Origin of the sequence: Herbaspirillum sp. 1130 (assembly GCF_017833835.1) — a bacterium.
GTDB lineage: Bacteria > Pseudomonadota > Gammaproteobacteria > Burkholderiales > Burkholderiaceae_D > Herbaspirillum > Herbaspirillum huttiense.
The window spans coordinates 331,992-345,163 of the sequence record NZ_JAFICQ010000005.1; the positions used below are offsets into that span (position 1 = coordinate 331,992).

Below are 13,172 nucleotides of genomic sequence, written 5' to 3' on the forward strand. Positions count from 1 at the left end.
TGATCTGGCAAGAAGGAGCGCTCAGCGCTCGACGGCGCGGTTCCAGCGATTGGTCCACTCGGCGCGCTGGGCATTGATGACGCCGTAGTTGGGGGCGATCATCTGGCCCACCTTCTCGGGTCCGTAGACCACGCGCTTCATGACCTCCGGTGCGAGCCTGGTGTTCTTGTTGACCGGTCCCCAGCCCTGGGCCGTGGCGAGGATGGCCTGCACCTCGGCCGACAGCACGTACTGCAGGAACTGCTGCGCCAGCTTGGGCTGCGGTGCACCTTCGACGACACAGGCGGCCGACATCAGTGCCACCGCCCCTTCCTTGGGATAGACGAATTCCACCGGTGCGCCCTGGTCGATGACCGCCTGCACGCGGCCATTGCCCCAGACGGCAAGGGCCGCCTCACCGGTCTGCAGCATCTCGGCCATCTTGCCCGGAGAGGGCTCCCAGGCCAGCACATTGGGCGCCACCTTCTTGATCATGGCGTCGAAACCCGGTGCGATCTTTTCTTCGCTGCCGCCGTTGAGGCGCGCCATCATGACCAGCGTCAGCAGGCCATAGCCGTTGGTGATGGGCGGAATCACCACCTTCTGCTTGTACTTGGGGTTGGTCAGGTCCTGCCAGGAGTCGGGGGCCTTCCAGCCGTTCCTGGCAAAGACTTCCTTGTTGTAAGCCAGGCCGGTGGCGATGAAGCCGATGCCGATCGACTTGTCCCCGATCATGCGGGCGTTGGGATAGGCCTCGCGCGAGCCGCTGCCTTCTTCGATCCTGGCGCACAGGCCCTGGCCGACGGCCTGGTACATCGGACCATCGTCGATCATGGCCAGCGACATTTCCTGGCGGCCCTTCTGCGCTTGCAGCTTGGCCAGCAGGTCGGTGGAGTTGCCGGATACGTAGACCACCTTGCTGCCGGTCTTCGCTTCGAACGGCGGAATGATCTTTTCCTTGAAGGCCTGTTCGGTCGAACCGCCGTAGCCACCGACATAGACCGTTTCCGCCGCATGGGAAGTTGCCGTGGCCAGCAAGGCGGCCGCCATCGTTACGCCAAGAACGCTTCGCATCAGGTATTCCTCCGGGTAGGGACTGCAGTTGAATGGACAGCAGGAGCCCCTAGTGTAGGCAGTCCTCCGCGCCTCAAATATTAAAATTTCGAGGGTTGCTTATGCCTGTTTGTTATGTGTCTTGTTGCGGTGCAAATCAGCGAATTTACGAGGGAAAAGGCACTGCAAAGATGCGATACTGCACCTCCTTGAAGCATATTTGCCGAACCATTACAGCGAGTTGGTTATATGAGAAACAGCGTGAATTTGCGCCAGATCGAAGCCTTCTATTCGGTCATGCGCACCGGCACCGTAGTGGGGGCCGCCCAGATGATGAGCGTGACCCAGCCGGCGGTGAGCAGGGCCATCGCGCATCTGGAGATCAGGATCGGCTACGACCTGTTCGAGCGGCGCGGCCGCAAACTGGTCGCCACACCCGAGGCCCAGGCCCTTTATGCAGAGCTCGAACCGATCTATGGCAACCTCGACCGCATTGCCCAGGTGGCGCACGATATCGGGCACCAGCGGGCCGGTGCATTGCGCATTGCGACATTGCCGGCGCTCTCGCAGAGCCTGGTGCCGCGTACGGTGGCACGCTTCGCGGCGGCCCGTCCGCAGGTGTCGGTCTTCGTGCAGACCTTGCCGTCACGCCAGATTGCCGAGATGGTTGCGACCAAGCAATTCGATATAGGGATTGTCGAGTTGCCGCTATCACAGCCTTCGATTTCAATCGAACCGCTGGAACCGCTGGAGCGCGCACTGGTGCTGCCGGTCGGGCATCGGCTGGCGCGCCGCAAGCGGATCTCGCTCAAGGAGCTGGATGGAGAGCGGATGATTCTGCTGTCGCAGCACAGCTACATGCGCTACCAGATCGATGATGCGCTGTCCAAGCTGCGGGTATCGGTGCAGGTGGCCATGGAGACGCCCAATTCGCTGGTGGCCTGTGCGCTGGTGGCGGAAGGGGCCGGGATCACGCTGGTATCGCGCATCACGGCGGAACCGTTCGTCAGCGCGGGCGTCGTGATCCGGCCGGTGGTGGAAGAGCTCGATACGCGTTGCGCCATCATCTTCCCTTATCCCGGCAAGCGGCTGGCACTGGCGGAGACATTCGCAGCCGACCTGCGGGACGAGCTCAGGCGCTGCCAGTCCGCCTGAAGGTGGCGGATCCGGCAGGACACTCTGGTGGACAGTACCAGTGGCGGCAGCTCAGGGTGCCCGGTCTTCTACGGGCTTGGCCGTCTTGCGTATCTTGGCCACATCGGCCGCACTCACGGTCGCGCCGCGGTTGCCCCAGGCGGTCTGGATGTAGGAGGTGACTTCGGCTACCTGCTGATCGTTGAGCAGTTGCGCATAGGGTGCCATCACCAGCCCCGCCGTGGCGGAATCGGTGGAGGGCTGGCGTCCTCCTTGCAGGATGATGCGGATGGCCGAGGTGGCATCCCCGGTTTGCAGCACCGGATTGCCGGCCAGCGCCGGGAACGCCTTGCCATAGCCGGTGCCGTTGCTGCGATGGCAGGCCGCGCAGCGATCCAGGTAGAGCGCTGCGCCCGGCGTCTGCGGACGTCCTTCGTAAGCCGCCGTGGCCGTGGCCTCGTCATAGCGATAAGGCTCGGCCCCGTTGCGTGGTGCCAGGCTCAACAGGTAACGCGACATCGCATTGAGATCGGCCTCGGTCATGTATTGCATGGAATGCTCGATCACGTCATTCATGGCACCGAAGGAAGCGGTGTACTGGTTGCGGCCGGTACGCAGGAATTCCACCAGGTCGGCCTGGCTCCAGCCCGCGATGCCGCCGCCATGTTCATTGCGCAGTGACGGTACGCTCCAGCCATCGACCACCTGCCCGCCGGAGAGATACAGGCGGCTGCTGTCATCCCGCAGCGACTTCTCCTGCATCGTGGTCGAGCGCGGCGTGTGGCAGCTGCCGCAGTGGCCCAGTCCTTCCACCAGATAGGCTCCGCGTGCCAGTTGCGCATCCGTCCCGGCCGGGGCCGCATAGGGCGCGGGCGTGGGCGCGAACAACTTGCGCCAGATCGCCAGCGGCCAGCGCATCGACAAGGGCCAGGGGATGTCATTGGCACGATTGGCCTGCGCCGAGGGCGGCACGGCCTTGGTGAAATACGCATACAGCGCCTGCATGTCCTCATCGCTCAGGCGCGAATAGGACGGATAGGGCATGGCCGGATAGACCGTATAACCCGCCTTGGTGACGCCGGTGCGCATCAGGCGCGCGAAGTCCTCATAGCTCCAGTCGCCGATGCCGTGTTCCTTGTCCGGCGTGATGTTGGTGGAGTAGATCGCACCGATCGGCGAGGCCAGCGCCAGTCCGCCTGCGAAGGGCGCACCTCCCTTGCTGGTGTGGCAGGCCACGCAATCCCCGGCGCGTGCAAGATAAGCACCGCGCAAGAGTAGCTGGTCATCGGCACTGGGGCTGTCTTTTTTGGCGACGCGCTCGGCCAGTGCCGCATCGGCCGGCGGCGTGGCCAGCGGACGCAGGGGGGCCGTTTCCCGGTTGAGCAGGCGCGCCCCCACGGGTGGCTTGGGTGGGGCAGGAACGCTCAGCGATGCATCGGCGTGCGCCAGGTTGTAGGCGGCACTGGCGGCCAGCGCCGCCGTACCGAGCGCCAGGGCGGAGATCAGGATCAGTCGTTTCATCATCGCTCCCGTCTTCACGCGCTGACCAGCGGTCGCGGGTCCTTCAGGTACTGCTCACGGATGGCGCGCGCCGACCAGTAGGTCAGCGCCACCGCCGCCCCGGTCGGGTTGTAGCCGATGCCCTGGGCAAACACGCCCGAGCCCACCGCAAAGACGTTGTGCACATCCCAGCTCTGCAGGTAGCGGTTCACCACGCTGGTGGACGGATCCGTGCCCATGGCCACGCCACCGGCCCAGTGCGTGGTCTGGTAGCTGCGCAGGTCGGGCGCGGCACCGAAGTCCTTGACCGTGACCTTGATCTCGCGCGCCTTCAGTTCGTGCGCGATCTTGACGGCCTGGTCGGTGACGTAGCGGCTCATGCGGATGTCGTTGTCCTTCCAGTCGAAGGTGAAGCGCAGCAGCGGCTGGCCGAAGGCATCCTTGTAGTTGGGATCGAGATCCACATACACGTCGCGATAGACCATGTTGGCGCCATGCACGTCGAAGGACATGGTGTTCAGATAGCTGGCCTTGACCGCACGCTTCCAGTCGCGGCCCCACTTGGGCGTACCGCTGGGCACGGCGATGCCCGAGATCGGCTTGGCCCCGGCCGGGTTGCACCAGATCGGCGAGCCACCGACGAAGCCCAGCGGGCCGTGGTCCATGTGGTCGCCATTGAAATCATCCACCGCCACGCCATTGCCACCGGCACCGATGAAGCCGTTGATGTTCTTGCCCGGATCGAAGAAGGCATTGATGGTCGACATCATCTGGAAGGCGATGTTGCGGCCGACCGCACCGGTGTTGCTCACCGGGTCATAGGGTTTGCCGATGCCCGAGAGCAGGAACAGCCGCGCATTGTTGTACGCGAAGGTACTGGCGATGACGATGTTGGCCGGCTGGAACACGGTATCGCCATTGGCATCCACGTAGGTCACGCCGGTGGCCTTCTTGCGGGTGCTGTCGAGTTCGATGCGCAGCACGTTGCAGCTGCTGCGCAATTCGAACAGCGCACTCTTGCGCAGGGCCGGCATGATGTTGACGTTGGGCGAGGCCTTGGAATAGTTGTAGCAGGCATAGCCGGAGCAGTAGCCGCAGAAGGTGCAGGGCCCCATCTGGCAGCCGTACTGGTTCACGTAGGGCGCCGAGGCATTGGCCGAGGGCAGGGTGAAGGGATGGAAGCCCGCCTGCTGCGCGGCCTTGCGGAACAGCGCGGCCTGGTATTGCTCCTTCTGTGCGGGCAGCGGGAAGTTGTCCGAGCGGTTGGCTTCGAAGGGATTGCCGCTGTCGTCGACCACCTTGCCGCCGACGCGGTAGGCGGTGCCGGAGGTGCCCATCATCTTTTCGGCGAAATCGAAATACGGCTCCAGTTCCTCGTAGGTCACGCCCCAGTCCTGCAGGGTCATGTCCTTGGGAATGAAACCCTTGCCGTAGCGTTCCTCGTAATGGCTGCGCATGCGCAACTCTTCCGGCAGGATGCGCCAGTGGCAACCCGACCAGTGCAGGCCGGCACCGCCCACGCCTTCGCCCGGCTTGAACATGGCGATCTGGCGATAGGGGATGGCGCTGTCGCCGCTCTTGCGGCGGAAGGTGAACGAGGATTTGTTCAGATTCTGGAATAACTTGAAGCGCTGCTGGTATTCCAGCTCATTGATGGTCTTGGGATAGGCGCCATCCGGGTAGGTATCGCGATAGACGCCGCGTTCCAGCGCCACCACGCTTTGTCCGGCCTCGGTCATTTCCTTGGCCATGATGGCACCGGTCCAGCCGAAGCCGACGATGACGACGTCGACTGCTTTCATGTTCTTGTTGGCCATATGCTTGGGCTTTCGGGGTCAAACGATGCGAAGAGGGCAGTGATCAGCCGCGCGAGATCGGAGGCAGGGGATAGGTGCGGCCGTACTGGTCGACCCAGTCGTAATAGTCGGCGCGGGCACCGGGGAAGCCGATCATCTTCCACGAACCCATGCCCTTGTTGCCGCCATCGGTGGGGTCGCAGAAATAGCCTTCGTGCACGTTCTGCAGCAACAGGTTGAACAGCGCTGCAGGCGGGATGGTGGCCATCTTGAGGCTGCCCTGGTCGCCCTTCTCGAACTCGCCCATCATCTTTTCGCGTTGCTGGGTGTTCAGTTCCACATAGCCGTGGCCATACTGCTGGCGGATGGCCGCGTCGAATTCGGCCAGTCCCTTCTTGTACAGTTCGCGTGGCGGATAGGGCAGCTGGTAGCCGAATTCGGGCGGAGCGTCCGGGGTGAAGGGGCCTTGCATGTACCACAGCTGGCCCTGCCCGTAGGGGGTATTCATCTGCGCATCGATGAAGGCGGGCACGCCCGCTTCCAGCGCACCGGGCCCGGTCTCGTCGGCGGGGATGAGGGTATCGGCCAGGGCGCTCAGGAGCGCGAATTCATCCTGGTTGAAGAAGACGGGTTTGTAGGGGACGTTGCCGGCTTGTTCCTGGGCGGTGGCGCTCAGGCTGCCGGTGGTGACAGCCAGCGCGGCAGCGGGCGCGGCGGTCAGCGCGCCGCGCAGGAAACGGCGGCGATTGGCGGAGATGCTTATTTTTTTCATGGCGCGTTTCCTTGAGGGAAATCCGGAGCGTGAGCAAGGCCTTGCCTTGCTCACGGCCGAGCCATGATGCGCGCGATGACGCCGCAGGGGGATCAGTCATCCTGTGCTTTTGATGTGGGAAATGTCTGACGCGCGGCGCCGGGAGCCGGCGACGTCATCGCGATCTTGCGCTCAGACCACCTCGTCAATGAAGTGCCCCCGTCGCTTGCGCGGGGTGTCTTTGTCCTGTGCTCCGGCCTCGCCGTCCTGGTCGCCCGGGCTGTTGGCGGACGACTTGGTCGCCGATTGGGCCTCCTGCTGATCGCGTGCCTGCTGTTCCATCATCTGTTCCATCTTCAGCTCCAGTGCACGGATCTCGGCTTCGATGGCCTTGCGCATCTTGGCCACTTCCTCCGGCGGTCCCTGCAAGGCTGCCGCTTCCTTTTGCAGCTTGCCGATCTTCTTCATGATGGCCGCCACCCGATCGGCCACGCTGTTGCCCGGATCGTCTTCGGTGGCCGAGGCCTGCTGGTTGCGTCCGGTCGCGGCCAATCCGAGGTTGAGTGTGACATTGCTCATGCGCATCTCCTTGAAGTGTGCTGCGAAGTATAGACAGCGCAGCCGTGGCATCAAGGGACGTTGCAGATTGTCTACGCTGTTGGGCCTTTTTTCTTGCGCATACCGTCTGTCAGCGTTTTCCGCCAGTCCGGACCGGCCGTGCACCGGGCGGGGTGTGCCTGGCCAGCGCCTGGATCATGGCCTGCAGCGCGCGCGTAACGGGCTTGTCGTGGCGCACGATCAAGCCCAGCTCACGCGTAAGCGCCGGTTCCATGGCGCGTACCTGCAAGCGGCGATGATCGGCCTTGCGCAAGGCCATGGCCGGGATGATCGCGTATCCCAGGCCATTGGCCACCATCTCCTTGATGGCTTCGACGCTGCCCAGCTCCATGCTGGGTTGCAGCCTGACCCCGCCGGCCAGTAGCCAGCCGTCGATCAACTGCCGGATGTTGGCACCGGGTTCGAAGTGGATCACCGGCAAGGCCGCCAGATGAATGGCCGTGGTTTTCCTGGGCAGGCGCGCGCCCTTGGCCGGGCCGATCACCACGAAAGGATCCTTCAGGGCTGGTGTGACCTGCAGGGCGCGGCTGCTCACCGGCAGCGTCACCAGCGCCAGGTCCAGCTGGTTGTGCTCGACACGCCGTACGAATTCGTCGGTATTGCCGGTGCTGACGACCACCTGCAAGGCCGGATGCTGCTGCTTGAGTGCGCTGAGCACGGGCGGCAGCCAATGCAGGCAGGCGGTGCCGCCGGTACCCAGGCGCACGCTGCCCAGTACGCCGTTCGCGTGATCGCTGACGGCTTCGCTGGCCTGTGCGGCGGTCTCCACGATCTGCCGGGCAAAACCCAGCAGGCTGGTACCTGCGGCGGTAGGGGCAACGCTGCGGCCCACTCGCTCCACCAGCTTCACTCCCATGCGGCGCTCCAGCTCGCGTACCTGCTGGCTGACCGCCGGCTGGCTTACGTCCAGCAGGGCAGCGGCGGCCGAGAAACTGCCGTTGTCCAGCACCTTGATGAAGGTGCCCAGCTGATCGATCGAGGAAATCTTCATATAAGAATCGCTTATGCAATGAATAAGGAGGATAACCTAGGTCATTTGCCATGGCCATGTCAGCATTCCCGACATGGATATCCCGACTCTACCCCCCAGCGCTGCCGTCACCCTGGCCGAGGCCCGCTCGGAACATGTTCCGGCCATGCTCGACATCTATGCCGTCTACGTCCTCACGGCCCTGTGTACCTTCGAGGAGGTGCCGCCGTCCCTGGCCGATATGCATCGACGCCTTGATCGCCTGCGCCGCGCCGGCCTGCCCTGGCTGGTCGCCATCGAGGCAGGGGAGGTGGTCGGGTATGCCTATGCCTCTCCTTATCGGACGCGTTCGGCCTATAACGGGACGGTGGAGAGTTCGGTTTACGTCAGCAATCGCCACCATGGCAAGGGGCTGGGCCTGCGGTTGATGCAGGCGCTGGTGGAACAGTGCCGTGCACAAGGCTATTCGCAGATGGTGGCCGTCATTGGCGACAGTGGCAACCTTTCCTCCATCGCCCTGCATCGCAAGGTTGGGTTCCAGCACGTCGGTACGCTCAGGCAGGTGGGCCGCAAGTTCAACTGCCTGGTCGATACGGTATTGATGCAGCTGCCGCTGGCGGCACGATGACTGTACCGACGGCGACCTCGGCGCGCGCCGGCTTGCTGCTGCTGTGTGCCGGCCGGATGCTGCAGGCCAGCGCAGCGACCTTGTGGGCTGGCAGCATGGTGCGCATGATGGCCGAATGGAACCTGAGCGCGGCGCAGGCGGGCGCGGTTCAGAGTGCCTGGACCCTCGGCTACATGGTGTCGCTGTGCGGCACGGGATTCATTGCCGACCGGGTCGGCCCGCGCCGCGTCGTGCTGGCCAGCGCCGTGCTGACGGCAGCCGCCATGCTGGTCTTCGCCTGGTTCAGCAACGGCCCGGCGCTTACGGCCTTGCTATATGGCCTGGTGGGCTTGTGCGCGGGCGGCAGCTACAGTCCGGCACTGCAATTGGTGGCCGGCAATGCTCAGCCGCACATACGCGGGCGCAGCATGGGCATGTTCATTGGTGCCGCCTCGCTGGGATATGGTTTGTCGCTGTTGCTGGTGGCCTTGCTGGCATCGCGCTGGTCGTGGCCGGAGACAAGCGCGCTGGTGGCGGGCCTGGTAACTCTTGGCGCGCTGCTGACGATGGTGGCGCTGACCAGGCTCAAGCCAGATGCCGTGGCGCCGGCGCAGCGCGAACATGCCCTGCGCACGACCTTGCGCGAGACCTTGCACGACAAGCCAGCCCTCTTCAGCAGCGCCGCCTATGCCGCGCATTGCTGGGAACTCATGGCCTTGTGGGCCTGGCTGCCGGCCTATCTGGCCTTCGTCGTCGGCCATGCAGGATTGAATCCTGAGCACGGACTGTTCATAGCAGCACTGTCACACGTTGTCAGTGTGGCAGGCAGTCTGCTGGGAGGATCGGCCTCGGACCGTTATGGTCGGGTACGGGTGATGATGCTGGCCACCTGCGCCAGTCTCTGCTGTTCTTTCCTGTTCGGCTGGATGGCGTCCGCACCGGTGTGGATGCTGCTGGTCTTTGCCGCGCTCTACAACTTGCTGGCCATCGCCGACTCATCGGTGTATTCCACCGCCTTGTGCGACGTTGTCCCGGCCTCGCGCCTGGGCACCGCGTTTGCGGTGCGTTCCTTGATGGGTTTCGGTGCCGGTGCCATCAGCCCGTGGTTGTTTGGCATGGTGCTGGACTGGGGTCAACGTACCTTTGCGCTGCCGGCCAGCGGCTGGACGCTGGCCTGGACTCTGGTTGGCGTGGGCGCGCTGGCGGGGCCCTGGTCGATCCGGCGCTTCCATCAGCTCTCGGGCAAGGCTGTCCCGGGTCGCTGAGGCAGCAGGCAGGCTGGCTGGGCTGCGCCATGGGACTTGGACCAGAGATCGATCTGATCGAGGATCTGCAGCAGTGCTTCCGCCTTCTCCGTCAACGCATAGTGGGTGGTGCGCGGAAAGTGCCCGCCTTCATATTTCACGAGCAGTCCCGCGTCCCCCAGTGCGCTCATGCGCTCACCGAGTACCTTGGCGGTGATCCCCGGCAAGCGGCTCAGCAGCTCGGCATGACGCAGTTTGTCTTCCCGCAGATGCCAGAGAATCACCGCAGTCCAACGATGGCCGAGGAAGGACAGCCAGTGTTCCACCGGACACTGGAGGGCATGCAATGCCACCGGGAGGTCCGGCGCGCAGGGGGGCGTACTTTCCATTTGGGAACTCCAGTGAACATCTGATTTACTCAGCGCCTCTTGTGCAGAGAAAGGATAAGGAAGTGACGAAGGTAACAGAACCGCAACGGATGAACCAGGCGTTTGCCGACGGTTTCAATGCGCGCAGCATGGATGATCTGATGTCGCTCTACGAAGCGCAGGCGCTCGTGCAGGGCAGCCCCGAGGGTGCCGTGCTGAAGGGGAATGCAGAGATACGCCAGATGCTCTCGGCACTGATGGAGCTCCCCGGCAGGATGACGGCCATCAATCACTTCTGCCTGCAGTGCGGCGAGCTGGCATTGCTGCGGGCAGACTGGCATATCACTGACGAAGCCGGCCACATCCTCGCCAGCGGCTCCTCGGCGGAAGTCCTGCGCCAACAGCCGGAGGGCCACTGGCTCTACTGCATCGATCATGCCGTGGGCAGCAGTCTTGCGCGAGTTGACGGGCTGGCACGGTAATGCTGGGCAATTGCACCACGCCTGCGGTGTTTCAGGACCGCTGGCACCGGCTGCAGGAGCGCTGCCGCACGCTGGATCTGGACGCGCTGCTGATCTGGTCGCGCGGCGGCGGCTCGGTCGATTGCGCCCAGGATCTGATCTACCTCGCCAATGTCTGCAGTGCCACGCCCCTGGTCCCCGATCTGCAAGGCGTCTGGTCGGGTCTTTCCTGCAGCGCGCTGGTGCTTCCCGCTCACGGCGAGCCGGTGCTGGTGGTGGATGCGTCGCGCTATCGCCGCCAGCAGATTCCGGTGCAGGACGTGCGCACTACCAGCATGGTCGCCGACACCGCCGCAGCGGTGCTGCACGAGCTTGGCCTGGGGCGGGCCCGCATTGGTCTGGTGGCTGGCGATGCGATGGCGCTGGCCTCGTATCGGAGGCTGCTGCAGGCCTGTCCCGAGGCGGAGTTCGTGCCGTGTGACAAGCTGGTCGAACAGATGCGCAGGATCAAGAGCCCGATGGAAATGGATCTGCTGCGCCAGTCAGCGCAATTGGGCAGCCATGCCATGGCGGCCATGATGCGCACGGCCACGCAGCCGGGATGTACTGAAGCTTATGCGGTCTCGATGGCCAGTCAGATCATCACGGCCGGTGGCGGGACGGTCATCGATGCAGCGACCGCCTCAGGTCCGCATACCGAGTTCTATGCCTTCGGACAGGCCCCCAGCTGGACCACCCGGATACTGCAGCAGGGCGACCTGTTCCACTGCGACCTGTATGGGTCGGCCATCGGCGGTTATCGCTTCGATCTCTCGCGCACGGTGGTCTGCGGCCGCAGTCCCTCTGCCGCGCAGCGGCACCTCATTGAGGCCGCCGCGCAGGCTGTCGCCGACGGTATCGATGCCGTCCGCCCAGGGGCCGTCGCCCACGACATCTGGCGCACGGTACGCGATAGCCTGCTGCGCGCCGGCATGCAGGCACCCCATCCCCTGGCGGGACATGGTTACGGCCTGGGCTGGGAAGGACCATGGCTCATCGAAGGCAGCCAGGATGTGGTTGAGGAGCAGATGGCGCTGAGTATCGAGACCATCGCCGCCTTGCCGGGCGTGGGATGCGCGAAGTTCGAGCAGGATATTCTGGTGCATGCAGGCGGATGTGAACTTCTCACCGCAGCCTGCCCCGCGTTCATGTGGTAAACGCGCCAGGATCTTCATCCTCCCGTTTGCCGCGTGATCCTTGCCTCTTGTGGCGTGGCCTCTTCGGGCCACGCTTCTTCATTTTCGTTCATATCGCCATCCAGCCAGGCAGGCCAGGATAGCCATCGCCAGCATCAGCAGCGCCATGCTCGATGTCGCGGTGATCCCGGCGGGAAGGACCACGCTGGCGGCGCTGGCCAGAGATCCCAGCAGCATCTGCAGGCAGCGCATGACGCCCGACGCAGCCCCGGCCACATGCCCGAGATTGAGCAGGGCCTCATGGTTGGCCGCCGATGCGAGCAGTCCGAAGCTGAAGACCACCAGCCCTGCCAGCACCGCCAGAGCCGCAACGTGCAGGCCTCCAGTCACGTTGAGCAGGTTGATGGCCAGCACGCTGGCCAGCATCAGGCCCAGGCCGCTGCGGATCAGCCGCGGTCCGGAGAGGCCTCGCCGCGTCAGGCGCGCGTTGAGCTGTGCACCTGCCACGATACCCATGGAACTGGCGGCAAACACCACTGCAAACAAGGTTTCGGACATGCCGAACTGGCCCACATAGGCATTGGCTGCGGCAGCGATGTAGGTGAACATGCAGGCGAAGGCGAAGCCGTAGATCAGTGCATGGCGGCGCAGACCCGCATCCTTGAGCACCATCGCATAGGTTTCGGCCAGCGCGGCCGGATGCAGCGGACGGCGCATGTCTGCGGGCAGGGATTCGCGAAACAGGAAGATTGCATACAGCAGCAACAGCAGGCCGAGGATGGCTTGCACGACATAGATGGCGCGCCAGTGCGTCAGCAGCAGAATCATTCCGCCGAGCACCGGTGCCGCGATGGGCGCGATGCCCTGTACGGAAACCACCTGGGCCATGCGGCTTCTGGCTGCAGGTCCGGTGTAGAGGTCCCGCAGGATGGCTACGGGCAACGCGGCGCAGGCACCAGCGGCGAAACCTTGCAGCAATCGTGCCGCCAACAGAAGCGTCCAGCTGGAACTGAGCGCAAACAGGGCCGCAGCAATTGCGAACAGGCTCATGCCCCCGATGAGCAGCGCGCGCCGGCCGAAGCGGTCTGCCAGGGGGCCGCATACGATGGGCGCGACCGAAAAACCGGCAAGGAATACGCTCAGTACCAGGGCGCCTTGTCCAGCCGCATGGCTGATCTCGGATTCGATGGCGGGAAGTCCCGGCAAGCCCATATCGATGGCCATGGGCCCCAGGCCTGACAGTCCTCCCAGAAACAACATGAAAGATTTTCCGTCGCGTGTATCGCTCATCACATCGTCTCCCTGGTGGTCTGGCGGCCTTGTTCTCATTGACGACGGCTGGCCGACAGATACCCGGATCGGAGGACGGGCAAGGCGCAACACCTTCGCATGCAGCGCTGGCCGCATCGCGGCCAGCGAGCAGCCATTCTAGTGGACGCGGTAGCAGGGAGACAATGCAGGTTTTCCCCTAGATGCCGCCGCTTGCGCAAGCGGAACGGTCAACCAGGCGGAGATG

Annotated in this window: 13 protein-coding genes; 5 read left to right on the plus strand and 8 right to left on the minus strand. The window is 64.2% G+C overall.

Going from position 1 to position 13,172, the window contains the following annotated elements; all coding sequences use genetic code 11:
• Window positions 1-21: 21 nt before the first annotated feature.
• The gene (locus JOD78_RS22985) at window positions 22-1,053 is read right to left on the minus strand and encodes an ABC transporter substrate-binding protein (RefSeq protein ID WP_227022542.1); all 1,032 of its coding nucleotides are present in this window, start codon (window positions 1,051-1,053) and stop codon (window positions 22-24) included.
• Between the two features lie 240 nt (window positions 1,054-1,293).
• Here JOD78_RS22985 and JOD78_RS22990 point away from each other — a divergent pair, with 240 nt between their 5' ends.
• On the plus strand, window positions 1,294-2,187 hold the full coding sequence (locus tag JOD78_RS22990) for a LysR family transcriptional regulator (protein ID WP_034334773.1): 894 nt from the start codon (window positions 1,294-1,296) through the stop codon (window positions 2,185-2,187).
• 51 nt (window positions 2,188-2,238) lie between these two features.
• Here the strand turns inward: JOD78_RS22990 and JOD78_RS22995 are convergent, their stop codons facing one another.
• From JOD78_RS22995 to JOD78_RS23015, 5 genes are all read right to left on the minus strand, one after another.
• Window positions 2,239-3,690 (minus strand): cytochrome c, encoded by a 1,452-nt coding sequence (locus JOD78_RS22995; protein WP_209569433.1) that lies wholly within the window; start codon window positions 3,688-3,690, stop codon window positions 2,239-2,241.
• An 11-nt stretch (window positions 3,691-3,701) separates the two neighbouring features.
• Entirely contained in the window at window positions 3,702-5,483 is a 1,782-nt protein-coding gene (locus JOD78_RS23000) for a GMC family oxidoreductase (RefSeq protein WP_034334785.1), read from the minus strand.
• Window positions 5,484-5,526: 43 nt separating this feature from the next.
• Window positions 5,527-6,234, minus strand: a complete 708-nt coding sequence (locus JOD78_RS23005) for a gluconate 2-dehydrogenase subunit 3 family protein (protein ID WP_134134317.1) — start codon at window positions 6,232-6,234, stop codon at window positions 5,527-5,529.
• A 171-nt stretch (window positions 6,235-6,405) separates the two neighbouring features.
• Complete coding sequence (locus JOD78_RS23010) at window positions 6,406-6,792, minus strand: FlxA-like family protein (RefSeq protein WP_209569432.1); 387 nt, start codon at window positions 6,790-6,792, stop codon at window positions 6,406-6,408.
• A 109-nt stretch (window positions 6,793-6,901) separates the two neighbouring features.
• Window positions 6,902-7,822, minus strand: a complete 921-nt coding sequence (locus JOD78_RS23015; protein WP_209569431.1) for a LysR family transcriptional regulator — start codon at window positions 7,820-7,822, stop codon at window positions 6,902-6,904.
• Window positions 7,823-7,895: 73 nt separating this feature from the next.
• Between JOD78_RS23015 and JOD78_RS23020 the strand changes: the two genes are divergently transcribed.
• Both JOD78_RS23020 and JOD78_RS23025 read left to right on the plus strand, forming a co-directional pair.
• Entirely contained in the window at window positions 7,896-8,429 is a 534-nt protein-coding gene (locus JOD78_RS23020; protein WP_209569430.1) for a GNAT family N-acetyltransferase, read from the plus strand.
• Complete coding sequence (locus JOD78_RS23025) at window positions 8,426-9,673, plus strand: MFS transporter (RefSeq protein ID WP_209569429.1); 1,248 nt, start codon at window positions 8,426-8,428, stop codon at window positions 9,671-9,673. The genes JOD78_RS23020 and JOD78_RS23025 overlap by 4 nt, the downstream gene beginning before the upstream one ends.
• Here JOD78_RS23025 and JOD78_RS23030 read toward each other — a convergent pair.
• Window positions 9,640-10,041, minus strand: coding sequence for a helix-turn-helix domain-containing protein (locus tag JOD78_RS23030; protein WP_209569428.1), 402 nt, complete (start codon window positions 10,039-10,041; stop codon window positions 9,640-9,642). The two genes, JOD78_RS23025 and JOD78_RS23030, sit on opposite strands and share 34 nt — an antisense overlap.
• 62 nt (window positions 10,042-10,103) lie before the next feature.
• On the opposite strand from JOD78_RS23030, the gene JOD78_RS23035 reads away from it, so the two are divergent.
• Both JOD78_RS23035 and JOD78_RS23040 read left to right on the plus strand, forming a co-directional pair.
• Window positions 10,104-10,502 (plus strand): nuclear transport factor 2 family protein, encoded by a 399-nt coding sequence (locus tag JOD78_RS23035; RefSeq protein ID WP_209569427.1) that lies wholly within the window; start codon window positions 10,104-10,106, stop codon window positions 10,500-10,502.
• Window positions 10,502-11,677: a Xaa-Pro peptidase family protein gene (locus tag JOD78_RS23040; RefSeq protein WP_209569426.1), complete on the plus strand. Its 1,176-nt coding sequence runs from the start codon at window positions 10,502-10,504 to the stop codon at window positions 11,675-11,677. The genes JOD78_RS23035 and JOD78_RS23040 overlap by 1 nt, the downstream gene beginning before the upstream one ends.
• Before the next feature lie 78 nt (window positions 11,678-11,755).
• Here the strand turns inward: JOD78_RS23040 and JOD78_RS23045 are convergent, their stop codons facing one another.
• Complete coding sequence (locus tag JOD78_RS23045; protein ID WP_209569425.1) at window positions 11,756-12,916, minus strand: Bcr/CflA family efflux MFS transporter; 1,161 nt, start codon at window positions 12,914-12,916, stop codon at window positions 11,756-11,758.
• Window positions 12,917-13,172: the final 256 nt, after the last annotated feature.